Source organism: Streptomyces sp. NPDC052687, from assembly GCF_040678395.1.
In the GTDB taxonomy this organism is placed as follows: domain Bacteria; phylum Actinomycetota; class Actinomycetes; order Streptomycetales; family Streptomycetaceae; genus Streptomyces.
The window spans coordinates 1-23,473 of sequence record NZ_JBFATR010000029.1 but is presented as its reverse complement, the minus strand read 5'-3'; the positions used below and the strand labels follow the sequence as shown (position 1 = coordinate 23,473).

The window sequence follows — 23,473 nt, the reverse complement described above, 5'->3', positions numbered from 1 at the left end:
GCGGTCACGCCCGACCAGCATGAGCGAATCCCCTGCACTCGCCGCCGCCCGACTGCACTGCCGGTCCCTGGAGCAGACACTCGTCCGACTGCGCACCGACGGCCTCGGCCGGATCACGGACTGGGGCGGCCGGCTGGCCGCCGTCCTCCCGCCCGGCGGCCGGCTGCTCGCCGCGGGCAACGGCGGCAGCGCCGCCCAGGCCCAGCACCTGACCGCCGAACTGGTCGGCCGCTACCGCCAGGAGCGGCCCGCGTTCTCGGCGATCTCCCTGCACGCGGAGACCTCCAGCCTCACCGCCATCGGCAACGACTACGGCTTCGACCAGGTGTACGCCCGGCAGGTCGCCGCCCACGGCCGGCCCGGGGACGTGCTGATGCTGCTGTCCACTTCCGGCCGCAGCGCCAACCTGATCGGCGCGGCCGTCGCGGGCCGCCGGGCGGGGCTGCGGGTGTGGGCGCTGACCGGGCCCGGCCCGAACCCGCTCGCCGAGGCCGCGCACGAGGCGCTGTGCGTCGACGCCGACACCACGGCCACCGTGCAGGAGGCCCACCTGGTCGCCGTACACCTGCTCTGCGAGGCCTTCGACGCGGCCCTCGGCACCGGGAGCGCCGTCCGGGAGCGGGCCACGATCGCCGGGAGGGCGTCGTGACGGCGCCGCGGCCGCTGGTCGTGGTCGGGGACGTGCTGCTCGACGAGGACGTCGAGGGCGTCGCCACCCGGCTCGCCCCGGACGCGCCCGCGCCCGTCGTGGACGTCACCGACGACCGGCGCCACCCCGGCGGGGCGGGCCTCGCCGCCGCGCTGGCCGCCCGCGGCGGACGCGAGGTGGTCCTGGTGACCGCGCTCGGCGACGACGCGGCCAGTCACGCGGTGCGCCGGCAGCTGCGCGGCCGGGTACGGCTGGTGGAGATTCCGCTGCACGGCAGCCTGCCGGTCAAGACCCGGGTGCTGGCGGGCGGCCGGCCGCTGGTCCGCATCGACCGGGGCGGCGGCGAGCCCGGGGAACCCGACGAGGCGGTACGCGACGCGCTGGCCCAGGCCCACGCGGTGCTGGTCGCGGACTACGGCCGGCACACGGCGAGCGCGGTGCGCCGCCACCTGGAGTCGGTCGTCCCCCGCACCCCGCTCGTCTGGGACCCGCACCCCAAGGGCGATCCGCCGGTGCCGGGCGCCCGCCTGGTCACGCCGAACGCGGCCGAGGCGCGCAGCCTGTGCCCCGGCGACGGCGAGTCGCTGCGCGCGTACGCCGAGCGCGGATCCCGGCTCGCGGACCGCTGGCAGGCGGCGGGCGTCGCGGTGACGCTCGGCGAGCGCGGGGTGCTGCTGACCCGGCCCGCCGGGGGCACGCCGATGCTGGTCCCGGCGCCGTACCGGGCGAGCGGCGATCCGTGCGGGGCGGGCGACTGCTTCGCCGCGACGGCCGCCGCCGCGCTCGCGGACGGCGCGCTGCCGGAGGAGGCGGTGCAGCGGGCGGTCGCCGAGGCCGCCGCGTTCGTGTCGGCGGGCGGCGCCGGGAACCCGGCGCTGTGGCGGACCGAGCCCGACACCTCCGTACGGCAGACCCCGGCCACGGACCCCTTCGCGCTCGCGGAGCAGGTACGGGCGCGCGGCGGCACGGTGGTGGCGACCGGCGGCTGCTTCGACCTGCTGCACGCCGGGCACGTCGGGCTGCTGGAGAGCGCCCGGCGGATCGGCGACTGCCTCATCGTGTGCCTCAACTCGGACGCCTCGGTGACCCGCCTCAAGGGACCCGGCCGGCCCATCAACCCGGTGGCGGACCGCGCCCGGGTCCTTCAGGCGCTCGGCAGCGTCGACGCCGTCGCGGTGTTCGACGAGGCGACCCCGCAGCGGCTGCTGAGCCGGCTGCGGCCGGACGTGTGGGTGAAGGGCGGCGACTACTCCGTGCAGGAGCTGCCCGAGGCGGAGACGCTGCGCGCGTGGGGCGGGCAGGCGGTGGTGCTGCCGTACCTCGACGGCCGGTCCACCACCGTGCTGGCCCGCCGGGCGGCGCTGGCGGCCGTCCCGCTGAAGCCCGGAGGACCGGCGGCGTGAGCGCGACCCCACAGCCGCCCCGGCGTACCGCCCATCCGCGCGTGCTCGTGCTGCGCGCGCTGGGGCTGGGCGACCTGCTGACCGCCGTACCCGCCCTGCGGGCGCTGCGCCGCCATCTGCCGGGCCACGAACTGGTGCTCGCCGCACCCGAGCGGCTGGCCGGGGCGGCCGCCGCGACCGGTGTCGTGGACCGGCTGCTGCCCGCCGAGGCCCCCGGCCGGGCCGTGCCCACCACCCTGGCCTGGCCGGGACCCGGCCCCGACCTCGCCGTCGACCTGCACGGCAACGGCCCGCCGAGCCACCTCCTGCTCCAGCGGCTGCGGCCCGGCCGGCTGCTGGCCTACGCCCACCCCGGCACCCCCGGCGTCCCGGGCCCGGTGTGGCGGGAGGACGAACACGAGCGGGACCGCTGGTGCCGGCTGCTCACCTGGTACGGCATCCCCGCCGACCCCGCCGACCTGTCGATCCCGGTGCCCGCGACGCCCTCCCCCGCGCCCGGCGCGGTCGTCGTCCACCCCGGCGCGGACGCCGCCGCCCGCTGCTGGCCCGCGGAGCGCTTCGCGGCCGTGGCACGGGCGCTGCGCGCGCAGGGCCACCGGGTGGTGGTGACCGCCGGGGCCGGCGAGACCGCCCTCGCCGGATGTGTCGCCGCGCGCGCCGGACTGCCCCCGGACCACGTCGTCGGCGGGACCGCCGACGTGCCGTTCGACCGGCTCGCCGCGCTGGTCGCGGGCGCCCGCTGCGTGGTGGCCGGCGACACGGGCCTCGCCCACCTGGCCACCGCCCTGGGCACCCCGTCCGTCGTGCTCTTCGGCCCGGTCTCCCCCCGCCTGTGGGGCCCGCCGCCCGATCCCCGCCACCACGTCCTCTGGCACCCCGGCGACGACCCGTCCCCGCGCCCCGGCGACGCACACGGCCGGATGCCGGACGAGCGGCTGCTCCGCATCACGGTGGACGAGGTCCTGGCAGCCGTGCGGAACCTCCCGGAACCGCTCCCCGCCCGCACCCCGGCACGGCACGGCACGGCCGCTCCCCCACCGGTGAACGTGCCGACCCGTCGCTGAGCCGGATGCACCGCCCGCGACCGCGCCGTACGGCCGCACTCTCAGGCCGCCGTCTCCACCTGCGGCATGCGCTCCAGGGTGCGCAGCGGGTGACCGCGGGCCGGGTGCGGCGGCGGTGGAGGAGGTGGCCGGTGGTGATGGCGGCGGCGATGATCAGGCCGCCGGCGACGAGGGCGCCGGCGAGGTCCATCAGCAGGCCGAGCGCGGGCGGACCCGCCAGACCCCAGCGGGTGCCGATGCTGCCCCACACGCCGAGGACACGGCCGCGCAGCCGGGCGGGTGGGTCGGTCCGCAGCACGGTCGTGCCCGCGGTGTCGCGGGGCCGGCGGAACCAGGACGGCCGCCCTATCTCAAGGCCCAAAAGTCCTGAGCAGCTCTGGCGTCGGATAAGGAGAGGTTATCCGACGTCAAAAGGGGAGACATGAGAACGCACGGGAACCGGCCCGGTTCTCGCGAAGCAACGGCGAAGTGACAAGTAGCTGTCTGTAGCGAGCCCGGCTCCGGCGGCCCGGCCAGGTGCGGAGGTTCAGCACCGCCCGGGGTGGGGAGGGTGCAGGCACCCGCCGGACAGACCGGCGGGCGGGGAGGACACACCATGGCGGAGGCAAGCACGCACGGGCACCAGGCGGACATCCTCGCGGAGGGCGCGAAGAGCTGGCGAGGACCAGATGAGCAGACCGCGGCCATCGGGGAGGGGCTGGCGGCGATCGCGTACGCACTGCTGGACGTTGCCGCGGCGATCCGAGAGAACACCGAAGCCCGCGAATAAGAGGGCTACTTCACTTCGCCGTTGCTTCGTGAGAACCGGGCGAATCTTGGCCGCGCCCTGGGCGTGGGGGTCCTGGCCGACGCGGCGAGCACAGCGAGCTGGGATGTCCTGTGCTGCGGGCTTTATCTAGGGTGCAGAGGCGCTTTGTGCAGGCAGGCAGCTTCACCGGGTGTCAGGCAAGTAAGGCAAGTCGGGAACGTTCCAGTCGTGACGTTTCCGGGTCTCCTCCTGCGAAGTGTTTCGACCGGAACACTTCCTGCACTCACGTTCGAAGCGGTCAGCTTTGTGAGAATGCCGAGAAGCCGGACGTGTAACCGATCGGAGCGCCTTGCCTGGCGCCACGTCGCGGCGAAGATGTGCTCAGGCGGGCTGACGGAGTGCGCTGACCAGTGCGCGCGGGGCGTCGGCATGGAAGCGGATGGTGTGGGCCTCTTCCGTCGCGCCGAGCGGGCGGGTGAAGGGGAGTGGCCGGTTCAGCTCCAGGGTCACCGAGGTCTGGCTGCCCACGATCAGGTCGAGGACCCCGTCCTCGGAGAGGTTTATGAGGCGGCCCTCGGGATAGCGCCGGTCGACCCGGACCGAGGCGACCGCGTCCGGCGGTACGGCGAGGTCGAAGAGGGCTCCGTAGCGGATCCGCAGAGAACCGTCGGGGCGCACGACGTGCGGTCGGGTGACGCAGGCGGCGTGCAATGCCAGTACGAGGACGACGCCGTACAGGTCGAGTACCAGGATCACCCGGTGGACTGCCGGCCAAGGGATGAGGAAGGCCAGGCCCACCGTCTCGATCACCATCACGAAGAGCAGCCCGTACATCATCGCGGTCTGGGGCCCGGTGTACGCGGCAGCGAGGTCTCCGGGGCGCACCCCGTGCGTGCCGCGCCGGACCCACCGCCCCAGGGAGGCGAGGGCGCGCAGCTCGTGGAGGACCAGGCGACGGACCGTCACCGGCACCGCCTCCCGTACGGCGGCTCGCCGCGCTGCCCGGCGGTCCGCGCCGCGGGCGCGCGCGGCAACGTACAGAGAGCGCAGCACCCAGGCTTCCAGCAGCAACACTGCGAGCACCAGCGCCTCGGCGCCCGCCAGCGCCCACCCGGGCGGCCGGACCCCGGCCAGCAGGCAGGCCGCCAGTGCCAGTTCCCCCGGCAGTACGGCGGCTACCGCGACCTGCGCCGCCCGTACGCCCCCTGCCCGGCCGCTCATCCCCGACCCCTTTCCACGAGAACCTCCATGAGTCGGCCCACGACTTCCGCCTGAGCTGGGGTGTACTCGGCGAGCAGCGCCTCCCTGAATCCGGTCACGACCACCCCGTCCTCGGGGATCGCGGCGAACAGCTCCTCGGGGACGGCTGCCACCAGGTCAGCTGCCAGGGGCGCGATCCTCGGATCGTCGGTGGTGGCATCGCCGAGCGCGTCAAGGCGCTCATACAGTTCGACAACCGCAGGATCGGCGACCAGCGTCCCGAGCAGCCCGAAGATCTCTTGATTACCGGTGCTGGTGGCGTCCAGCAGCGTGAGGTACTCGCGGTCCTTGGCCGCGCTCGGCGAGTCTGTTCGGAGGGCCTGTGCCAGCAGTGCGGCGAGGGCGGGTGAGACGGGCCCGGTCGCGCCGGGCGGCTCGGCGAGCAGGGCGCCGAGCCGGCCGCGGCGCTCCCTGATGTCGGCTTCCTGGCGGGCCAGGTCGGCGTCGAGTTCTTCCAATATCTCGGTCAGTTCGCGCCCGGCATCGTCGGCGAGGACGTCGCGCACTTCATCGAGGCCGAGGCCGAGTTCGGTGAGCCGGCGCACCCGGGCGAGCAGGACGGCGTCGCGGACGCTGTAGGCCCGGTAGCCGTTGGGGCGCCGCTCCGGTTCCGGAAGCAGCCCGACATGGTGGTAGTGCCGGATCGCCCGGGTGGTGAGCCCCACGAGCGCGGCGATCTCTCCGATTCGCATGCCGCCAGTAGAAACCCTGCCGTTGCGTCAAGGTCAAGCGGCGAAAACATCGTCGGGCGCAAAACGGCTCAAGCGCGTCCACACACCGGAGTGGTACGGCCTTGCCAGCGCACGTACCTGGCCAGAGTCCGCTCCCGCTACCCTTCGTCGTCTCGTCGAGTTCCACTGTGGGGTTTCGCGTACGCAGTTGCGTTCGCACCTGCGATCGCACATGACCGGCGTTCATGAGGTTAACGCTGCCTCGCGCCGCTACGGCTCCGCCCACTCCAGGCCGAGCCGGTCTCCTGCCACCAGGACAGCAAGTGGTGCCAGAGCAGTCCCTCTTTGCCGACGGGGCGGTCGTAGACCAACACCTCGTCGGCGCGTTCGGCGACCTCAATGTCGTTGTCGAGGGCGCTGGTGAAGCGGATGTCCGGCTTTCCCAAGGTGGCGAAAATGAGATTGCGCGGCCGGCGCGCGGTGCCGCGGCCGTGCTGGACCAGGTGGAACTCGGGGTAGCCGTCTACTTCTCCGTCCTGGCTCAGCATGGCGCCCACGGGTTGAAGATGCCGGTTGACGAGCTCGACGCAGCGGTGCTGTGCCTGCTCGTCGGGAAGGACGGCTGCGGAGGCCAGCCCCTCGAGGAAGGCTCCGAAGCGTGGATGGGGGGCTTCGAAGGCGCCGAGTTGTTCGAAGAGTTCCTCGGTCGACCAGTCGCCCGGGAACCTGACGACGTGGCGGTTGATCTGGTCGCGGAGGCTGTTGTTAGAGGTGGCCCACCCGCTCAGCGGGTCGTTGTCCAGGTGCCACAGTCGGCCCATCAGCGCCATGAAGCGGTCCGGGTATCCACGGTGATCGGAGAGGTCGAAGTCTCTAGCCAGCTCGCGCCTGGTCCGGCTCGGGATCTGCACGTGGTAACGGCCCGCTGTGCGGGTGCGCTCAGGAGCTGACACCGGTGCTGAGCGGGTTCGACCACATCACCCACTCCTGACCTGTCGTGGTCACGAGGCGCTGCCGCGGCTGCTTTCGCAGGGTGTCGGCGTACGCCCGAACGTGCACCGGTCGGTACGCATCAAAGCGCACAACGTTGATCTGATGCCCGTCTGCCCGGAAGGGGCTCTCGCGGTGCCTCACCCTTTTTCAGTGCGCGGCACGGTCTGCTACTTCTCGGGTGATGTCGGCGTAGAGGCGAAAGAGGGCCGGGCGGGCTTCGCCGTGTTCTCGGTGGTGCAGGGCGGCCCAGCACCGGGCGATGAGCTCCCGGGCCTGGGTGCCGGGCCATGGCTGGGGCAGGAGCTGAGGCGGCAGGAGTGGGTCGGGTTCCATGGCGCGAGTGAGTTCGGCGGCTAGTTCGACCGCGATGGTGAGGAGTGCGGAGGGGGAGAGCCGGTCGGATCCAGTGAGCCGGGCGAGGCGGGGCTGGGCGAGGCGGCTGAGGCGGCGGTAGCGCTCGGCGATCTCCTGCAGGGGCCACAGATGGCGGGCGAGTTCGGCGGGCTCCTGGGTGGCGCCCCTTCGCAGGTCCGTCGTGGTGAGGAGGGTGAGTGCGCCATGGGCGCCGAGGCGGCGGGCCGCTTCTTCGACGTACGGTTCCCAGGTGTTGGCGCAGACGTACAGTCCGCCCTGGAGCGGGGCGCCCCCGAGATGGACGAGCGTCTCGCGCAGGGAGTCCCGGGCCGTGCGCGCCGATTCGGGCACCGCGAAGGCGGCCAGGTGCCAAACACCGTTCCAGGGCGCGAGCCCGGCGTCCTGCTGGAACGCGTGCCGGAGGAAGTCGGCGTTCGGGGCGAGGGTACGCGTGGTGTCTTCGGTGGCGTGCAGTTTCGCCTTGCGGCCTCGGCCCTCATGGAAGAACCGGCCTTCGGCCACGAGGCGTTTGATGCACAGTCGTACCTGCTGGTCGCTCATGCCGAGGGTGTTGGCAACGCTGTACAGCTCGTCCGCGCCGACGGTGCCGTCCTCGCGGATGAGCGCGTGGACGAGCATGCGGGTGGGGACCTCGATGTAGTCCGTCTCGGCGCTCACGGCCTTGTCGTTCCTCTCGTTCCGACGGGGCGGTGCATGGTGGTCACCGCACCGAAGCCCATCAGCCCGCGCAGGTAGGGCGTGTGCTCGGTCCGTACGGCCGTGAAGCCGCGCCGCTCGTACAGGGCCCTGGCGCGCGGGTTGGTGTCGATCACGTCCAGTCTGATCTCCCGGCAGTCCTGCTCCGCCGCGACGGCGGCCACTTCCTCGATGAGCAGGCTCCCGACGCCGCGGCCGCGTATGCCTGGGTCCACGGCAATCCCGTCCATGAGGAGCTGCCCGGGGGCCGGCTTGCGTTCGAACAGGGCGAGGAGCAGGAGTCGGTGCAGCCCCCGCAGATATCCGTACGCGCGCAGCACGGCGGCGGCCGAGCCCCCGGTGAGGGCCCGGCCGCCGAGCTGGTAGCCGGCGAGGCCGACGAGCTGCCCGTCGAGGAGCGCGCAGACCGCGCGGTCGGCGTTCAGGTGGGCGGCGATGAAGGGCACCGCCTTGTCCGGCGGGTTCAGGGCGGGGCCGAGTTTGCGGCCGAAGGCGTCCCAGTACAGCTCAGCCGCCCGCTGCTCGGCACCCGCTGGAACGCCCCGCCGTACCGTCACCGGCCCAATGCCGGCACCCGTCGCGTCCAGTCCCATGTCCGTGCCCCCACTTCTTCGTCCAGCCTCACACAAAAACTATCACTTCTCCTACGGTCGTGCTTGTAGTGATAGTTTCGGTGCCGTAACCCCGGACAGAGGCGGTCAGATCTCATGTGCCCGAAGATCCAGCCCCGAAGGCGCGGGCTCCGCGCCACCGTGTGGTCACTCGTCACCGTCCTGGTCGTGGCCGCCGGCCTCACCGGTGCGGTGCTGAGGCAGAACTCCTACGACATGGACGTGCGGCGGGTCTCGATCCGCCATGGCGGCCATACCCTCAACGGCGTACTGGCCGCCCCCAAGGACGGCCGCGAGCGCCATGGCCTGGTCGTGTACGTCCACGGCGACGGCCCCATCGACGCCACCCACGACGACGGCTACAAGCCCATGTGGGAAGCGAACGCCAAGGCCGGGTACGCCTCCCTGTCCTGGGACAAGCCCGGCGTCGCGGGCGCACCCGGCGACTGGCTCGACCAGTCCATGGACGACCGGGCCAACGAGGCAGCCGCGGCCATCGCCTGGGCGCGCGCCCGCCCGGACATCGACCGCGACCGGATCGGGCTCTGGGGCGCCAGCCAGGCGGGCTGGGTTCTGCCGAAGGTCGCCGCCAAGACGCCCGTGAGCTTCGTCATCGCCGTCTCACCCGCGATCAACTGGCTCCAGCAGGGCCGCTACAACCTCCTCGCCGAACTGCGCGCCGACGGCGCATCGGCAGCCCGCACCAAGGCCGAGATCGCCAAGAGCGACCACACCCGCCAGCTGCTGGCACGCCACGCGACCTTCGAGGAGTACGTCACGGCGATGGGCGGGGACGCGAACGGCATGACCGTCGATCGCTGGGGTTTCATCTCCAAGAACTACACTGCGGACGCCACGCAGGATCTCCCCGCTCTGCGCGGCGTACCAGTACTGCTGACCCTCGCAGGCCACGACATCAACGTGGACACCGCCGACACGGAGCGCGGCTACCGCAAGGCGCTGGACGCAGGCGGTGCATTGACGGTCAAGCGTTACCCGGACGCGGCCCATTCACTGCTCAAACGGTCCATCGAGCAGTCGGACCTCAAGACCACGCTCACCGCGCTCTTCGCCCCCCGCTCGCTCTTCGCGGACGGATTCCTGGACGACCAACGGCAGTTTCTGGAGGGTCTCGGCCGAGACGGCAATGCCACTCCATGACACTCCCGTGAGGCCGGCCATGGCGCGTGCTGCACGTTCGCGTGTACCGCTCGGTGCACTTTGAAGCGAACGCCGACAGCAGGGGCGATCAGTGTCCGGCAGGGTGGGGTTGCCGGGTTGCGGCGGCCAGGGAGAGGACAAGGAGGAGGGTCGTCAGCAGGCCGGTGGTGAGGTAGGTCTGTCCGGTGAAGGGGGTGAGCAGGACCAGGAGGGCGATGGCGGGGTGCAGCCAGGAGCGGGCGGGGCGGGTGCCGTGGGGGCGGACTGCAGCAGCCAGGCCAGGACGAGGAAGACGGCTACGGCGGTGGAGAAGATCCATGCCGCCGTGAAGCCGGAGACGTCGCTGTGGTGTTCCAGCAGGGCGATGCCGATTTCGAGTCCGGCGCCCACCGCGGCGGCGGCGCCGAGGATGAGGTAGTGGCCGTAGCCCCAGCGGAAAGCCTGTCTCTGGGTGGTGATGAGCGCGGCTCCCGGCTGGGCGAAGTACATCCACCACATGGTGAAGACGGTCAGCAGCCCGCCCGCCGCGATCAGGCACAGCTCGAAGAAGTGCTCACCGTGCAGGCCATGGGGTGCCAGGCCGCGCGGGCGCCGCGCTCGCTGACCACGGGCACGAGGAGTTCGCCGATCACGAGCAGGGCGAAGAAGGGCATCTGCCCCTGCTCGGGCAGCCACAGCCGTCCGATCCAGCCGGCCTGCAGGAGGCTGATGCCCGCGGCGTAGCGGCGGGCGACGCGACGGCGGGCGGGGTCTTGGTCTTCCAGTGACGCGCGCAGCCATTGGCTGACGACGCCAACGCGCATGACGGCGTATCCGGCGGTGATGACGGTGAAGTCGCCCTCGAACGCGCCCGGGATGCCGGCGGCCAGGGTGAGGGCTCCGGCGATCTGTACGAAAGTCGCGATGCGGTAAGGGACGTCGTCGGTGTCGTAGGCGGAGGCGAACCAGCTGAAGCCCATCCACGCCCACCAGATCGCGAAGAACACGGCCGCGTGATAGCCCAGGCCCCGGGCGAGGTGGCCTTCGACGACCTGCTCGGCCAGCTGCGTCGACGCCTGGGAGACCGCCACCACGAAGCACAGGTCGAAGAAGAGCTCCAGCGCGGTGGCGGTGCGTGCTCCTCCCTGAGGTCACGGCCGCGCATCGGCCTGCGCAGCAGATGCCTGACCGGCTTGGGTAGGGACCTCATGGTGTGTCCTTGCGGGCGCGGCGGGGAGCGGTCGCCGTCGAGTTGGTGCGGGATATGGGTGGTGCGGCGGCCGGGGCCGCCCGCAGATGAGTGCGGGCGGCCGTGGTGCTGCGGGGGCTACATCTCGTCCAGGTGCGCGATGACTTCCTCGAAGGTGATCTGGATGAGCTTGCCGCCGGCCTCGGTGGACCAGTCGACGCCGAGTTCGGCGACCAGCTGGTTGGTGGAGGTGGTGACCACGCCGTGATTCTCCCAGCGGCGGCGAGCGGCGTCCTCGCCGATCGCGTTCGGCGAGCCGCCGGCGTCCTGAACGACCTGCACGCGGAAGCCTTCCTCGACCATGCTGATCGAGGGGTAGACGATGCACACGTCGTTGGTCAGACCGGCCATGATGATGTTCTTGCGGCCGTCGGCCGCCTTCAGGACGGCGTTGCGATAGTTCTCGTCGTGCCAGGCATTGGCCATCCCGGAGCGCTTGATCCGCGCCTCGTACGCCTCGGGCAGAATCTCCTGCATGTCCGGGATCAGCGGCCCTTGAGCGTGGTCTTCCTGGCTGGTGGTGAGCACCACCGGCATGTCCAGGGCCTTGGCGATACGGGCCAGCGCGCGGGCGTTCTGCACGATGGTCTTCTGGGAGATGTTGCGGCAGAACTTGAGCGTGCCCTGCTGGTGGTCGAGAGCAGCATCACGCTGTCCCGCGGCGTGAACGGGGTGAACTTCTCAGCCATGACGATGGCGCCTTTCCAGGTAGGGAGGAGGGATGGTGTCCGTACTGCAGGCCGAGCGGGAAGCACGCGGAATGCCGGGCTGCCCGCCGCCGCCCGTAGGCCGGGTGGTCAGTCGGTGGTGATGACGAGCTTTCCGCGGACGTGACCGCTGGTGGAAGCGGCGTACGCCTCGTCCATGGCGGCCAGCTTGAAGGTGGTCGTCTCAGCGGCCTGCAAAGCGCCCGAGGTCGCCAGCTCGGCGAGTTCGGCCATGTCCTGGTCGGTCGCCTGGTAGACGAAGTTGATCGCCCGCACGCCCCGCCTCGCCAGGGCATCGGGGTCGGCGGCGAAGACGGTGGTGGCCAGCCGGCCGCCGTCACGCACCAGCGGCGCGATCTTCCCCATGACGACCTCACGGCCGTCAACGAGGTCGAGCACGGCATCCACGCCGTCAGGGTGCGCGGCGCGGACGGCGTCGGCGACGTCGCTGGTGCGGTAGTCGATCACCTCGGCCGCACCGAGACTGCGGGCGTAGTCGTGGTCCTCACCGGCGGCGACCGCGATCACCTGCACACCGCGGGCGGCGGCCAGCTGCAGGACGTAGGAGCCCACTCCCCCGGTCGCGCCGACCACCAGCAGCGTCTCGCCCTCGGCGAGGTCCAGCCAGCGGGTCAGGGCCAGGGCGGTGCCCCCGGTCATCGCCAGTGCCGCCGCCGACGCCGCGTCCAGGCCGTCCGGCCGCACAGCCAGGGCGACGGTGTCACGGGACGCGGTCATGTACTTGGCGTAGGAGCCATGCGGATGCTGGGCCGCGGTCGCGGGCCGCCGCATCCCGAACACTTCCTGCCACACCCCGAACGCCGCGCCCTCACCGGCAGCGGTCACCTGGCCAGCGAGGTCGAACCCGAGGGTGTAGGGGAAGGGGAAGTCGGCGCCCGGACGCGCCAGCGCCCCGGCGGCCACCTTCCAGTCGATCGGGTTCACCGCAGCCGCACGAACCCTAATCTGCACCTCACCCGGGCCCGGCTCGGGCACTGGCAAGTCCTTAAGCCGCGGAGTCTGCCCGAAGGAGTCGATCGCGAAGGCACGCATGGCCACACTTCTCTGCCGTTCGTGACAGCCGGATGAACCCGCGGGAACCGCCGGTCACCAGTGCCGGAAACCCCAGCACCACATCCATAGCCATCTATGCTTTCTCGTCCAAGCATAGATAGCTATGGAATGATGTCAAGGCAACCCGATTCATCACGCGACGCAGAGAGGTGGCCATGGCGGCACGCACCAACAGCGACCCCGCTACTCCGGCCGGCCCAGCAGCCGCATCAGAGGCGGAGGCGATGGTCTGCTACACCGTGAACCACGCCGCCCGGCTCCTGGGCCAGGCCATCTCCCACCGCCTCGCCGCCCTCGGCGTCACCACCGGCCAGCTCCCCACCCTCCTCGCCCTCTACGCCACCGACGGCCAGGCCCAGAGCGAACTCGCCCGCCGCACCGGAGTAGAACAGCCCACCATGGCCGTCAACCTCCGCCGCATGGAACGCGACGGCCTCATCACCCGCACCCCCGACCCCGCCGACGCCCGCCGCGCCCTGGTCCACCTCACCGACAAAGCCCGCACCATCCAAGCCGACGTCCAAGCCCTCCGCTCGGGCATCGATGCCGAAGCCCTCACCGGCTTCACCCACGAAGAACACACCCAACTCGCCCACCTCCTGAACCGCCTCGTCACCAACCTCCAGCACCTCACCGACCACCACCCAGAGATCATGTGACCGCTGCGTGTCTGGGTCGTTGATGTGGGCACGGGGCGGGGATTTGAGGGATGCGGAGTGGGCACGGCTTGAGCCGTTCCTGCCGGTCACGACGGCCGATGGGGCCGGCGGCGGAATCACCGGCAGGTGATCGACGGCATCCTGCACCGGGTGTGGACCGGTGTGCAGTGGCGCTACCTTCCCTCGCGGTTCGGCCCGTGGAAGACCGTCTATGAACGCCACCGGTTGTGGTCGGCCTACGGCACCTGGGAACGACTGCGGCAGCGGGTGCAGGCCGCAGCCGACGCTGCCGGTGAGATCGACTGGGACATCGCGGTGGATTCCACGCTCGTGCGGGCGCATCAGCACGCGGCCCGCGCCCGAACCGATCCGCCGCCGCCCCCGGCGCCAAAGGGCGGTACAAAAAGCGCAATACCGTCGAACGGGCGATCAACAAGCTCAAGCAGGCCCGGGCGGTGGCCACTCGCTACGACAAACGTCGCTACGTCTACCTCGGCACCGCCACCGTCGCGGCCCTGACCATCTGGCTCCCGCACCTGATGGGTCTGGGGGACTTCTAGGCGACGCTTTCGGCTGCCAGGACAACACGGGTCCGTTCCAGATCGACGGCGACTACCCGCACCCATACTGTCTGGCCCTCGCGGACACTCTTCGCAATGTCCGCGACCGGCTCGGTGAGCGGAACCAGCCCTTCGACGCAGTCGGCCATGCGCACGAAGAAACCAATCGGCGCGATCTTCGTGACACGTCCGGTGACAGTCTGACCGACACGCTCCACGAACCGAGGGAGCAAGTCCTCGTGCTCCGCCCACTCACGGAGCACGATGCCCACCTGGTGATTGTGCTCGGCATGCCAGACCACCTCGCCGGTGACGAGCTGTCCTACGGGCGGCAGTTCCATGCACCTGGGCATCCTGTCGACTCTGGCCAGGCCAACAGCTTCAGGCCAGCCGTCAACGGAGAGGAAGACACCGAAGGGCTGTCTACCGATGACCTCACCGGTGATCGAGGTACCGACAGGCAGAGAGCGAACCGTCTCAGGCCAGGCCGCCGCGGCACCGGCTGCTTGGCATCTGCCGTTCTCAGAAGACCAGGCGTACTCGCTCATGCGTTGATCATGGCACGCAAGAGCTGCCTCCTGAACGTGTCGCGAGGCGCCCGTCATGATCGGCCGAACAGCTCCTAACTCGACCATGTCCATCGCCCACTCGACACCGGTAGCCCATGCACCGCCTGCACGTCCGCCAGGAACGTGCGGGCCCGTCACGGGCCGCGGCGATCTCCTCGCTCGCCTCGAACGCAGCTGAGTCCGATATCGCACGGTCCACGAGCAGCACCTGGCCGTCGTCCCTAAAGCTCCGCCCCAAAGAGCTACTCAGAGTCGTCCAGCTGCGGAACTACGACCCAGAACGATGCTGTTCTTCACCGATGAAGGGCGTTGTCGCCTGCCGGAGGTGGCAAGAGGGCGGACCCAGAGCTCCACGCCAGCCGGCAGAAGCAGGCGCGTCTCAGTCTGCGGCGTGAGCTGCGGCCGGACCACCACCGCCTGATGCCGGTGGCCCGGCTTCGGGACATGGGCACCTCTGCCCTGCTCGAGCACCGCGCGCAAGGCGTGCCCCCGCCCGGACACGAGGCGCCTACGAGCGCGGTCTTCCGCGCGTGACTGCGAAGCGTCCTGCCGTATAGACACGCTTCCTCTACCATCGGTAGAGGGGCGCTGTAGAGTAGGGACTATGGCAGCAGACGAGACGAGCATCAAGGTGAGCACGGCCGCGCGGGACCGGCTCGCCCAGCTGGCGGCCGAGCACGGCACCACCATCCGCGGCCTGGTGGAGGACCTCGCCCAGAGCACTCCGACCCAGGCCGAGTACGCCGAGCGGGCCGAGCTCGCCCGCGCCGAGCTCGCCTCCGCCCTCGGCAGCGCGCCGAGCCCGGAGGCCGAAGCGAAAGCCCGGGCTCTGCTCGAGCGCCTGGGCGCCGCCTCGCACGGGCCGCGGGCGGCCGCGTAGTGGCGACGATCGCGGTCGTATTGGACCACACCACCGCCACGGCCCTGTACGACCCGAAGGACCCGTTCAACGAGGCGGTCGCCGCGTTCTACGTCCAGGCCTCCGGTGGGCTCGGCGATCTGTATGCACCGGTGCTGTCGCTGACGGCCGGCGACGCCGAGCGGCCCGGGCTCCTCGGCTACATCAAGGGACTGCGGTTCATCCGGATCGAGGCGTTCGACACCGACGCCGCGGTCACCGCCACCGAACTGCTGCGCTTCGGGCACTCCTGGGCCGCCGTCCACGCCATCCACGCCGCCCGGCCCTCCGCCGCCCACCCCAGCGGCCGGTTTCTGCTCACCCTGACGCCGAAGGCGTACGCGGGCACCGGCGTCCAGGCCGTCCACCCCGGCCAGTGAACGTCAGCCGCCGACCGACCCCGCCTGCACCGCCCATCCGACCGTGGCTGCGCCCCAGGCCCGGCCCGCCGCCACCTGACACCAGCACCCGGCACTGCTCGGCTCATCCGCCCGGGCGGATGACCGCGCGAACGCAGCCGTCCGTCTTGCCCTTGAACACTCGTACGCGCGCGTCGCCTAGGACTTGTCCGGCCGATCAAGTTCGTAGCCAGACGGTGAGGGCTGCCGCGGTCGCGGTGCCGAGGTAGACGTAGCCGCGCTTGTCATAGCGGGTGGCGACGGCCCGGTGCTGTTTCAGGCGGTTGATCGCTCGTTCGACGGTGTTGCGCTTCTTGTAGCGGTCCTCGTCGAAGCCTGGTGGCCGTCCGCCGCGTGGGCCTTTGCAGGCGGGCGGCCAGGCTGTCGGTCTTCTCTGGGATCGTGTGCCGGATTCCGCGTCGCCGCAGGTATTCGCGGACGGGGCCGTTGCTGTAGGCCTTGTCGGCGGCGAGACTGTCCGGCCTCTTGCGGGGTCTGCCCGGCCCTGGCCGGGGCACGCGGGCCTTGTCCGGGACGGGCTTGAACTGGGTGCAGTCCGCTCGCTGGCCTGCGGTGACGATCGGGGACAGCGGGCGGCAGCGGCCGTCCGCGCTCACGCGCATCACCGCGGTGAGCATCGCCGTGCGCTTGGGCTCCGCGGCCCGCTCAGGCTCGCAGCCTTGGACCCCAGCCCGTAACGGGCCAGCGCCGCGAGCCGGTTCGGCGGGATCTGCGACAGCTTCAACCGCCCCAGCTGGAACGCACCGATCTCGTCGACCCGCTCCAGCGACCGCGCGAACGCCGTGCCCGTCGTACGCGTCGGCGGCCGGCGCAGCCGCTCCAACTCCGAGTACCGGCCGCCCTCCGGCGTCACCAGCGTGGCCACCAGGTCCGCCGGCAGCGCAGGGTCCGCGCGGTGAGCCGCCCCGGCCACGGTGGTGTGCAGCCGCTTCTCCGCGATCGTGCGAACCTCCGCCACCTGCCGGGCCAGCACCGAGACACCCGGCAGCAGCACCCGGTTCCGCCGCAGCCAGCCCACCCCCTGGTTGAACAGTGCGACCGGCCCCTCCGCATGGGTCCACGCCCGGCCGTGCAGGAACGTCCGGAACTTCCGCCCCCACTCCGCATCTTCGTACGGGTGGTAGCCGTAGGCGTCCCGGATCTCCCACGCGTGCTCGTACGCCGTCTTCAGCCGCTCGGTGCACCGCTTCACGCACGACGGGTCCTGAATGCCGCGCTGTACGGCCAGGTGCTCGACCACCGGCCACGGCACCATGAGAGGGTCCTCCAGAAACAGCCCCACGTAGCGGACCGTGCACATCTGGAGGGCGAAGCCCAGCTGATGATGCTTCGTACGCCGCAGCGATCAGATCCCGGTCCACGTCGTCCAGGAAGAACCGCTCCAGCTCGGGTCTCGTCGGCTCCTCGGCAAACTTCCCGTACGCCTCGGCCTGATCACCAGTTAAGAACTCCACCGGCATGACGCGGACCGTAGCCAGGCCCCACCCGTGATCGACGATCTTTCGGCGAACCCCAGTTCTGGGGATGATCGCTGTGCTAGCCGACCATGATCGTTCTCAGCGCCAACGATGTTCCCCAAGGCCGAGAACGAACGCGAGGGGCCGGCAGCGGGCATCGGCAGCGAGGTGGATCTTTGTGGTCAGTCCGCCGCGGGACCGGCCGATGGCATGGTCGTCCGGTTCGCCGGCCGGGGCCCCTTTTTGCGGGCCCCAGCCGCGTGCTGGTGGGCCCGCACGATCGTGCAATCGACCGAGACGGCCCAGTTGAGGTCCTCGTCCGCGTCGCCCTGGGCCACCAAAGCGGTGAACACCCGCTCCCACGTTCCATCGACGGCCCACATCCGCAGCCGGTTGTAGACACCCCGCCAGTTGCCGTACTTCTCCGGCAGCTGCACCCACTGCGTGCCGGTCTGGAACTTGAAGGCGATCGCGTCGATCACCTCACGATGATCCCGCCAGCGACCACCCCGCTTCGGTGTTCGGTCCGGAAGTAACGGCTCGATCCGCGCCCACTGCGCGTCGGTCAACGGCACAACCGGACCAACCACCGAGCGATCCAAACGAAACTGCCTAGTAGTGCTTCGTTACGTTGGGTGATCTCGTCTGGTGGTGGGCATCTTCTCCGGTATGAGGCTGGGGGAGGTGGAACGGCGCCGGGGTGAGTTAGCGGAGTTCGTTGCCGATGTGTTCGCCTCGTTGCCGCGGCGGGATCAGCGGCGGTGGGGTGAGTGTTATCTGAGGGGTCTGATGCTGGACGGGCGGCGGAAGTCGATCCAGCCGATGGCCGAGCGGCTGCCGGACGGGAACATGCAGGCCCTGCAGCAGTTCGTGAACCAGTCGCCGTGGGATCCGCTGCCGGTGCGGCAGCGGATCGCCCAGCGGTTGTGCGAGGCGATCCGGCCCGAGGTGTGGGTGGTCGACGATGTGTCGTTTCCCAAGTGCGGCACTGCGTCGGTCGGGGTGGCCCACCAGTACTGCGGGAGCCTGGGCAAACGGGCGAACTGCCAGGTCGCGGTCAGCGTCCACGCGGCCACCGACAGCGCGTCGTGCCCGCTGGAGTGGGAGTTGTTCCTGCCCCGGGAGTGGGTGGACGACGACCAGCGGCGCCGACGGACCGGGGGTCCCTGAGGAGGTCGGGCATGTGTCCAAGACGCGCCTGGCTATGGGCTTGCTGGACCGGCTGGCATCGCAGGGACTGGTGGTTCCGGTGATCGTGACCGATGCCGGTTACGGCCGCAGCGTGGCCTTCCGGCTCGCTCTGGAGGAACGCGGCTGGTCATACGTGGTGGCGGTGGCCCCCAAGGAGATAGCCCGCCCGGCCACTGCCGAGCCTGTCAGCCCCTCTACGGCGGGCTGGGACCCACCCACCCTGCCCCGCTACCGCGAAGCCCCCGGCCTTTGACCCAGTTCGTCGGTGTTGACACCTCCTTCAAGGAGGTCACCTGGCGGCAAGGCAGCAAGGGCATGATGACCTCGCGTTTCGCCGTGCTGGAGGTGAGGCCGTCGGGCAAGGAAGCCTGCCGCGCGGCTCAGGAACAGGCCGGCGGACGCAGCCGGTGGGACGGGGTGCTGCCGCTACGGACCCTGCTGGTCGAGCAGCCCGAAGAAGCCGACGAACCGACCGGCTACTGGATGACCAACCTGCCCGCCACCACCCCGGTCGCCGACCTGGTGCGATGGGCGAAGATGCGCTGGCGGATCGAGCACGACTACCGCGAGCTCAAGCACGGCCTGGGCCTGGACCACTTCGAGGGCCGCACCTGGCGCGGCTGGCACCACCACGTCACCCTCGTCACCGCCGCCCAGGCCTTCCCCACCCTGCGGCGGCACGACCCAAAAGCACGCCGGCCTGACCCTCTACCAGGTCCTGGACGCACTCCAGGACCTGCTGAGGTGCTGTCCCGGCACCTGCACCACCTGCGGCCGCCCCCTCACCACACGCAGAACCAGAACCTAACGAAGCACTACTAGAGGGTGTGCCACGAACCGACGAACGTCGCCGCCGACGGCCACGCCTGCCCGCCGCGATTTCGCGGCCTGGGGCCGGCGGTGGAACCGGCCGCCGCCGTTCATCACGAACTCCGTCGCGGCGACGTCCACGGCCGCCAGGGCGACGTCGACCAGGTGGCGCCCGAGGCCCCGATCGCCACAGCAACGGCGCCGACGTACTCGAGGAGGGAGTTGGATGTCGACGCCACTCCCGAGGTGAGGACCGCGCTCGTCTTCCACCACGCGCGCAACTGGGCGAGTGACCGGGCCTTCTGCATGGGTCCGGCGCCTCTCGCGGGCGGCAATCCGGTTCAGCCGGCGCGTGCCCCCTCGGAGACCACGGGCAAGAACTTCCGGTGGCCGTCGTCGTCGAAGCGGTGACGTAATCGTGCTCCAGTTCGGAGAGGCAAGTGGCGATCTGGTCGCTGCGCCGTGAGGCACCAACGGATCAGCTCGTGCGGCACCCCGGAATCTCCATCACAGGCCAGCGCCCCAGGGTGACGGTGCCCAGTCCGGTCGCCAATCCCAACGCCTCGCAGACCTCAGCGGCCACGATCTCGTCGTAGAGCGCGGAGGCCACGGTGTTCTCGTGCAGCTCCATGGTGGGGAATGAGCCCTATTCCGCGTCCACGCCCTGCCCCTTACGAACAGAAGCAGGTGGTCACGGAGCAAGGGCCGCCCGAAGCGCGCCTCATGGCAGCGGGAGCGGGCGGCGACCAGACTGCCGCACGGAATCAACCACCCCGCTGCGGGAAAGGTCCGTCCGGCATCCGGCCTTCAGTAGTCGGTGAGATCCACGACCACATCGCAGTGCGGATCGCCGGAGGGCTGGTGCATGTGCTCGTTCGCCAGGAACGCGGGGGAAACCAGAGCGCCGAGCAGGCCGGGACCTGTTTGGCTGATCAAGACATCCACGCCGTACGTACGGTCCCGCTCAGGTGATCGGAAATAGAGGCGCATGCGGTCGTCTGCGGTGATGACCGCGCCGATGAACAGCGGCTTCCATTCCACATGGGTGGTGACGAAGGAGCGAACGAGATCGAGCAGGCGGCCTGTGGCCGCTTGCTCATCGGCAGGTTCAGAGGTGTTCACATCTTTGCCCATTTTGGACACTTGTTCCCTGGCTGGTTGTGGCAGAACGCTGTGATAACGCCGATCTTCTGACCACGGCCGGCGTCGTAGCGTTCATCCTTCGTCTTGCGCGTGTACTGAACGACGACAGTGAACTTCACCTGCCTTGGCCTCGGCACGCCCGTCTCGAAGACAACACCGTCGTACTCCAGGTGACCGTGGTGGTCGTTGCGGTCCACGCGACCCTTCAACGCTGCGTACAGAGTGGCGCACTTCTTGATGTTGTGACGTCCGGTGAAGTGGTGCCAGCCCAGCTCCGAGTTCCCGTAGCGGGTGACAATGCGCCTGCCCTCCGGGTCCTCCTGCGCTGCGCACTTGACCCGCTTGTCCCAGGGGTGCGGCATCACAGGCATCGGCGCAATCGGACCAGCACTGGCCGTCCCGGACATGAGCGAAGCCGCGAATACCGCGGTGGCAGCGAGCGATAAGATCCTTTTCATGAAGGTGATCCCACCATTCACCCACTTCTAGATGACAGGGGCCTTTCAGACAAAACGGCTCTGTCCGTCGCCTATGCCTCGATCCTCGGGATGCACGTAGCCAGGGAGCCCGTCGCCCGAACTCCCGTGGGACTCAACCTGCGCCGCCTGGCCGCTCGCCGAGACCGCGGGAGCGCGTTTCTTCACCGCACTCGTCCAGGCCGGGCGGACGGGAGCATGCCGGAGCCCAACCAAGCGCCTCCCCGGTTCAGAACTCATCGCACCCGACCCGAACCCTGCCCCGCCGACTCCGGCCCGACGTCGCTGCCGAGCACTCTGGTCAGGAAGCGCGGCGGAAGACGGCCGCCGGTCCGATGGCGGCGGGCCCGAACTTGTCGCGGACCACGGTCCGCTCCGCCAGCAGCCGGGCTTCGCGAGTGTCATCAAGGCTGATCTGCTGGGCGACCCGGTCGGCGTCGATGAGGTCTTCGCCGCGCAGGACGATGCCGGTGAGGCGGCCACGTTGCAGGCCAGCGGCGTCCATCAGCTGGTTGGCGAGCTGCCGTAGGTCATCGTCGTGGGCGGACGGCTCGGCCAGGCGGCGGGTCTTCTCCCATGAGGTGCCGCCCGCGAAACGCAGAGTGAAGGTGAGGGCGCGTGCGGCCTGTCCGCGGCGGCGCAGGCGTGCGCCGAGGCGGACGACGAGGTCGAGGAGGGCGGCGCGGACGGGGGCTCCGTCCAGGGTGTGCCGGTCGAAGGAGCAGCGCACCGTGGCAGAGGCGGGCAGGGCGCGGGGGACGACGGGCCGGGGGTCGATGCCGCGGGCGCGGTCGGCGGCGAGGCGGCCGGCGCGGCCGCCGATCAGGCGCTGGACGTTGGCGGGCGGGACGGCGGCGAGCAGGCCGACGCTGTGGATGCCGTAGTCGCGCAGTACCGCGGCCTGGCGGGGTCCGATGCCGTGCAGGCCGTCGACCGGGAGCCGGGCGAGCCAGTCGGCGGCCTGGTCGGGGGTGATGGTGAGGACGCCGCCGGGCAAGGGGATCTGGGCGGAGGCGGTGGCGGAGGCGGTGGCGGTGACGGACGGGCCGATACCGACCCGGACGTCGGTGCCGAGGCGGGAAAGCATACGGATCCGCAGGACCTGACCGAGCCGGTGCGCGGTGGTGCCGTGGTAACACAGGGCACCGGTCAGGTTCACCAGCGCCGCGGCGGGCGGCAGCGCCTGCACCACCGCAGACAGACCGGCCAGCTCCTCCAGGACCTGGCGGTACGTCTGCTCCGGCAGGCGGTCGGGGCAGCGCACATCGCCACCACCGCATGCCGCTGCGGCCGCGCCTTCGGGCTCATCACCCTCCCCTCCTCCGCCACCACGTTATCGGACGGCAAATCGAACACGTAAGGTCGCGAGGTCGATCTTCGAAGTTAGAATCAAAAATATGTTCGATGACTTGCCGCCCGACCTTGAGCGCCTGCTCACCCTGCGGGTGTGGCAAGCGATGTGGCTGCAGCGCATCGACCGGAAGATCGCGGCAGTGCGGCAGCGGCAGGCCGAGGAAGAGCGGGGCCGTCAGCGGCGGCCCGCGCCCCCGGAGTGGGTCGCCGCCTTCGGTATCGGCGCCGGCCGCGAGCCCGCCGAGGTCCACGCGGGCGGCTGTCACATGGCCGGCCCGCGCTGGCGCGCCGTCGGCTAGGACGAAACCCCCGACGTCCAGCTGCACATCCTCGACTCGAATGCCTAGGTTACCGATTGCGTTTCATAAGGTACGCCGCAGTGAGACAGACGATGGCTATCACGGCAAGTACTAATGCCGTCGTCATTCCACCGGGGAGGCTTCCGCCACGAGCTAGGTGCCAGGACTCTTCGAAGCTAGCGAGGTTCAGCTGTTTCATGATTCTCCTTAATCGCGCATGGTCAGGGCTGGTTACGTCGTTGTCCCACGACACGGGGGAGCACAGTCACCAGCGAGACCGCAGCGGCACCGATAGCGGCGACGACCCAACCGCCCTTGTTTCCTCCCACCACGATGACCAGGCCCACGATGATGGCGCACGCTCCCGCCGCTATTGCTCCGGCGGCGTTGCGACGCATCGCGGAGCGGGAACCGTATAACTCGCGATTGAATCGCGGCATTTTCTCTCCCCTCGTTTCGCTGTGTCCCGTGGGGTGAGCAGGAGGGCTCACCCCACGGGACATTTCCGTTCGCTTACCCCACGGCACTGCTCGCAAGCTGGCCTGCTGCAAAGCCCACAGCGGTGCAACCAGCGGCAACCAAGGCTCCGCCTACGCCCGCGGTGGGCAGGGCGAAGAACCCGGCTGCGAAGTAGCAGGCGAACTCGCCGGCCAACCCGCCGGCCGCGCCTGCCAGGTCGCCGAGAAGTCCCTGGGTGTCTCCCTGTGCGAAGTGGCCCAGAGCGGTGCCAGCATCAAATCCCGTCAGGGCATCCCCGACCACATCTACGGCTGCCTGAAGAAACAGCCCGTTGGGATCGCTGTTGCTGATGGGATCGCCGCCGGCGTACAGGTAGGGGTTGGTTTCCTGTCCGGACGGGTCCGGCTGGGTGAAGCGGCCGAGCTGGGGGTCGTAGTAGCGGTGACCCATCTTGTACAGGCCGGTCGGGTCGAGGTAGGCGCCGGTGTAGCGGAACGGTTGGGGGGTTGCCTCGGTGGTGGTGCCGCGGGGCAGGCCGGT

26 protein-coding genes and 5 pseudogenes are annotated in these 23,473 nt (G+C 70.5%); 12 read left to right on the top strand and 19 right to left on the bottom strand.

Features of this window, described 5'->3' with window-relative positions:
* Positions 1-19: 19 nt before the first annotated feature.
* From AB0K92_RS22230 to AB0K92_RS22220, 3 genes are read left to right on the top strand one after another with little or no spacing between them, the layout of a single operon-like run.
* On the top strand, positions 20-649 hold the full coding sequence (locus tag AB0K92_RS22230; RefSeq protein WP_365925394.1) for an SIS domain-containing protein: 630 nt from the start codon (positions 20-22) through the stop codon (positions 647-649).
* Positions 646-2,052, top strand: a complete 1,407-nt coding sequence (gene rfaE2 / locus AB0K92_RS22225; RefSeq protein WP_365925392.1) for a D-glycero-beta-D-manno-heptose 1-phosphate adenylyltransferase — start codon at positions 646-648, stop codon at positions 2,050-2,052. Before AB0K92_RS22230 ends, rfaE2 begins: the two co-directional genes overlap by 4 nt.
* A complete protein-coding gene (locus AB0K92_RS22220) occupies positions 2,049-3,116 on the top strand; it encodes a glycosyltransferase family 9 protein (protein WP_365925390.1) in 1,068 nt (355 codons plus the stop codon). Before rfaE2 ends, AB0K92_RS22220 begins: the two co-directional genes overlap by 4 nt.
* Before the next feature lie 103 nt (positions 3,117-3,219).
* On the opposite strand, the pseudogene AB0K92_RS22215 reads toward AB0K92_RS22220, so the two are convergent.
* Positions 3,220-3,432: pseudogene (locus tag AB0K92_RS22215) on the bottom strand (MFS transporter); the annotation flags it as partial.
* A gap of 279 nt (positions 3,433-3,711) precedes the next feature.
* Between AB0K92_RS22215 and AB0K92_RS22210 the strand changes: the two are divergent.
* The gene (locus AB0K92_RS22210) at positions 3,712-3,885 is read left to right on the top strand and encodes a hypothetical protein (protein ID WP_365925388.1); all 174 of its coding nucleotides are present in this window, start codon (positions 3,712-3,714) and stop codon (positions 3,883-3,885) included.
* Positions 3,886-4,245: 360 nt separating this feature from the next.
* On the opposite strand, the gene AB0K92_RS22205 is transcribed toward AB0K92_RS22210, so the two are convergent.
* The 5 genes from AB0K92_RS22205 to AB0K92_RS22185 all read right to left on the bottom strand — a co-directional run bounded on the left by AB0K92_RS22205 (position 4,246) and on the right by AB0K92_RS22185 (position 8,452).
* Positions 4,246-5,085, bottom strand: a complete 840-nt coding sequence (locus AB0K92_RS22205; RefSeq protein ID WP_365925386.1) for a hypothetical protein — start codon at positions 5,083-5,085, stop codon at positions 4,246-4,248.
* Positions 5,082-5,816, bottom strand: coding sequence for a MerR family transcriptional regulator (locus tag AB0K92_RS22200; RefSeq protein WP_365925384.1), 735 nt, complete (start codon positions 5,814-5,816; stop codon positions 5,082-5,084). Before AB0K92_RS22200 ends, AB0K92_RS22205 begins: the two co-directional genes overlap by 4 nt.
* Before the next feature lie 230 nt (positions 5,817-6,046).
* Positions 6,047-6,706 carry a hypothetical protein gene (locus AB0K92_RS22195; protein ID WP_365925382.1) on the bottom strand — a complete coding sequence of 220 codons (660 nt, stop codon included), beginning with the start codon at positions 6,704-6,706 and terminating at the stop codon, positions 6,047-6,049.
* Between the two features lie 229 nt (positions 6,707-6,935).
* A complete protein-coding gene (locus tag AB0K92_RS22190) occupies positions 6,936-7,781 on the bottom strand; it encodes a PaaX family transcriptional regulator C-terminal domain-containing protein (RefSeq protein WP_365925439.1) in 846 nt (281 codons plus the stop codon).
* Between the two features lie 35 nt (positions 7,782-7,816).
* Positions 7,817-8,452: a GNAT family N-acetyltransferase gene (locus tag AB0K92_RS22185; RefSeq protein ID WP_365925380.1), complete on the bottom strand. Its 636-nt coding sequence runs from the start codon at positions 8,450-8,452 to the stop codon at positions 7,817-7,819.
* Positions 8,453-8,566: 114 nt separating this feature from the next.
* Here AB0K92_RS22185 and AB0K92_RS22180 point away from each other — a divergent pair, with 114 nt between their 5' ends.
* Positions 8,567-9,631, top strand: a complete 1,065-nt coding sequence (locus AB0K92_RS22180; protein WP_365925378.1) for an alpha/beta hydrolase — start codon at positions 8,567-8,569, stop codon at positions 9,629-9,631.
* 153 nt (positions 9,632-9,784) lie between these two features.
* Here the strand turns inward: AB0K92_RS22180 and AB0K92_RS22175 are convergent, their stop codons facing one another.
* The 4 genes and pseudogenes from AB0K92_RS22175 to AB0K92_RS22160 form a co-directional block, all read right to left on the bottom strand.
* Positions 9,785-10,120: a low temperature requirement protein A gene (locus AB0K92_RS22175; protein WP_365925376.1), complete on the bottom strand. Its 336-nt coding sequence runs from the start codon at positions 10,118-10,120 to the stop codon at positions 9,785-9,787.
* Positions 10,121-10,161: 41 nt separating this feature from the next.
* The gene (locus AB0K92_RS22170) at positions 10,162-10,731 is read right to left on the bottom strand and encodes a low temperature requirement protein A (RefSeq protein ID WP_365925436.1); all 570 of its coding nucleotides are present in this window, start codon (positions 10,729-10,731) and stop codon (positions 10,162-10,164) included.
* A 206-nt stretch (positions 10,732-10,937) separates the two neighbouring features.
* Positions 10,938-11,483 (bottom strand): annotated as a pseudogene (locus AB0K92_RS22165) (isochorismatase family protein); the annotation flags it as partial.
* Between the two features lie 173 nt (positions 11,484-11,656).
* Positions 11,657-12,511 (bottom strand): NADP-dependent oxidoreductase, encoded by an 855-nt coding sequence (locus AB0K92_RS22160; RefSeq protein WP_365925374.1) that lies wholly within the window; start codon positions 12,509-12,511, stop codon positions 11,657-11,659.
* Between the two features lie 284 nt (positions 12,512-12,795).
* Here AB0K92_RS22160 and AB0K92_RS22155 point away from each other — a divergent pair, with 284 nt between their 5' ends.
* Entirely contained in the window at positions 12,796-13,299 is a 504-nt protein-coding gene (locus AB0K92_RS22155; protein ID WP_365925372.1) for a MarR family winged helix-turn-helix transcriptional regulator, read from the top strand.
* A 22-nt stretch (positions 13,300-13,321) separates the two neighbouring features.
* Positions 13,322-13,859: pseudogene (locus AB0K92_RS22150) on the top strand (IS5 family transposase).
* Here the strand turns inward: AB0K92_RS22150 and AB0K92_RS22145 are convergent.
* Entirely contained in the window at positions 13,856-14,407 is a 552-nt protein-coding gene (locus AB0K92_RS22145) for a S1 RNA-binding domain-containing protein (RefSeq protein WP_365925370.1), read from the bottom strand. The pseudogene AB0K92_RS22150 and the gene AB0K92_RS22145 overlap by 4 nt on opposite strands.
* Positions 14,408-15,032: 625 nt before the next feature.
* Here AB0K92_RS22145 and AB0K92_RS22140 point away from each other — a divergent pair.
* Complete coding sequence (locus AB0K92_RS22140; protein ID WP_184829677.1) at positions 15,033-15,308, top strand: hypothetical protein; 276 nt, start codon at positions 15,033-15,035, stop codon at positions 15,306-15,308.
* Positions 15,308-15,706 carry a hypothetical protein gene (locus tag AB0K92_RS22135; RefSeq protein WP_365925368.1) on the top strand — a complete coding sequence of 133 codons (399 nt, stop codon included), beginning with the start codon at positions 15,308-15,310 and terminating at the stop codon, positions 15,704-15,706. The genes AB0K92_RS22140 and AB0K92_RS22135 overlap by 1 nt, the downstream gene beginning before the upstream one ends.
* A 263-nt stretch (positions 15,707-15,969) precedes the next feature.
* Here the strand turns inward: AB0K92_RS22135 and AB0K92_RS22130 are convergent, their stop codons facing one another.
* The 3 genes and pseudogenes from AB0K92_RS22130 to AB0K92_RS22120 form a co-directional block, all read right to left on the bottom strand.
* On the bottom strand, positions 15,970-16,347 hold the full coding sequence (locus tag AB0K92_RS22130) for a transposase (protein WP_365925434.1): 378 nt from the start codon (positions 16,345-16,347) through the stop codon (positions 15,970-15,972).
* Positions 16,342-17,205: pseudogene (locus AB0K92_RS22125) on the bottom strand (DUF4158 domain-containing protein); the annotation flags it as partial. The gene AB0K92_RS22130 and the pseudogene AB0K92_RS22125, both read right to left, overlap by 6 nt.
* A gap of 179 nt (positions 17,206-17,384) precedes the next feature.
* On the bottom strand, positions 17,385-17,777 hold the full coding sequence (locus AB0K92_RS22120; protein WP_365925432.1) for an IS5 family transposase: 393 nt from the start codon (positions 17,775-17,777) through the stop codon (positions 17,385-17,387).
* Between the two features lie 94 nt (positions 17,778-17,871).
* Here AB0K92_RS22120 and AB0K92_RS22115 point away from each other — a divergent pair.
* Together AB0K92_RS22115 and AB0K92_RS22110 are read left to right on the top strand one after the other, a co-directional pair.
* Positions 17,872-19,136, top strand: a pseudogene (locus tag AB0K92_RS22115) (IS701 family transposase).
* An 82-nt stretch (positions 19,137-19,218) separates the two neighbouring features.
* Positions 19,219-19,614 (top strand): hypothetical protein, encoded by a 396-nt coding sequence (locus AB0K92_RS22110; protein WP_365925366.1) that lies wholly within the window; start codon positions 19,219-19,221, stop codon positions 19,612-19,614.
* A gap of 67 nt (positions 19,615-19,681) precedes the next feature.
* Here the strand turns inward: AB0K92_RS22110 and AB0K92_RS22105 are convergent, their stop codons facing one another.
* The 4 genes from AB0K92_RS22105 to AB0K92_RS22090 all read right to left on the bottom strand — a co-directional run bounded on the left by AB0K92_RS22105 (position 19,682) and on the right by AB0K92_RS22090 (position 22,086).
* Entirely contained in the window at positions 19,682-19,834 is a 153-nt protein-coding gene (locus tag AB0K92_RS22105) for a hypothetical protein (protein WP_365925364.1), read from the bottom strand.
* 176 nt (positions 19,835-20,010) lie between these two features.
* Complete coding sequence (locus AB0K92_RS22100; RefSeq protein WP_365925362.1) at positions 20,011-20,325, bottom strand: hypothetical protein; 315 nt, start codon at positions 20,323-20,325, stop codon at positions 20,011-20,013.
* Complete coding sequence (locus AB0K92_RS22095; RefSeq protein WP_365925360.1) at positions 20,322-20,804, bottom strand: hypothetical protein; 483 nt, start codon at positions 20,802-20,804, stop codon at positions 20,322-20,324. Before AB0K92_RS22095 ends, AB0K92_RS22100 begins: the two co-directional genes overlap by 4 nt.
* Before the next feature lie 319 nt (positions 20,805-21,123).
* Entirely contained in the window at positions 21,124-22,086 is a 963-nt protein-coding gene (locus AB0K92_RS22090; RefSeq protein WP_365925358.1) for a hypothetical protein, read from the bottom strand.
* Positions 22,087-22,219: 133 nt separating this feature from the next.
* Here AB0K92_RS22090 and AB0K92_RS22085 point away from each other — a divergent pair, with 133 nt between their 5' ends.
* Positions 22,220-22,474: a hypothetical protein gene (locus tag AB0K92_RS22085; protein ID WP_365925356.1), complete on the top strand. Its 255-nt coding sequence runs from the start codon at positions 22,220-22,222 to the stop codon at positions 22,472-22,474.
* Positions 22,475-22,987: 513 nt separating this feature from the next.
* Here the strand turns inward: AB0K92_RS22085 and AB0K92_RS22080 are convergent.
* The coding region (locus AB0K92_RS22080) for an RHS repeat-associated core domain-containing protein (RefSeq protein WP_365925355.1) at positions 22,988-23,473 on the bottom strand (486 nt) is incomplete at its 5' end.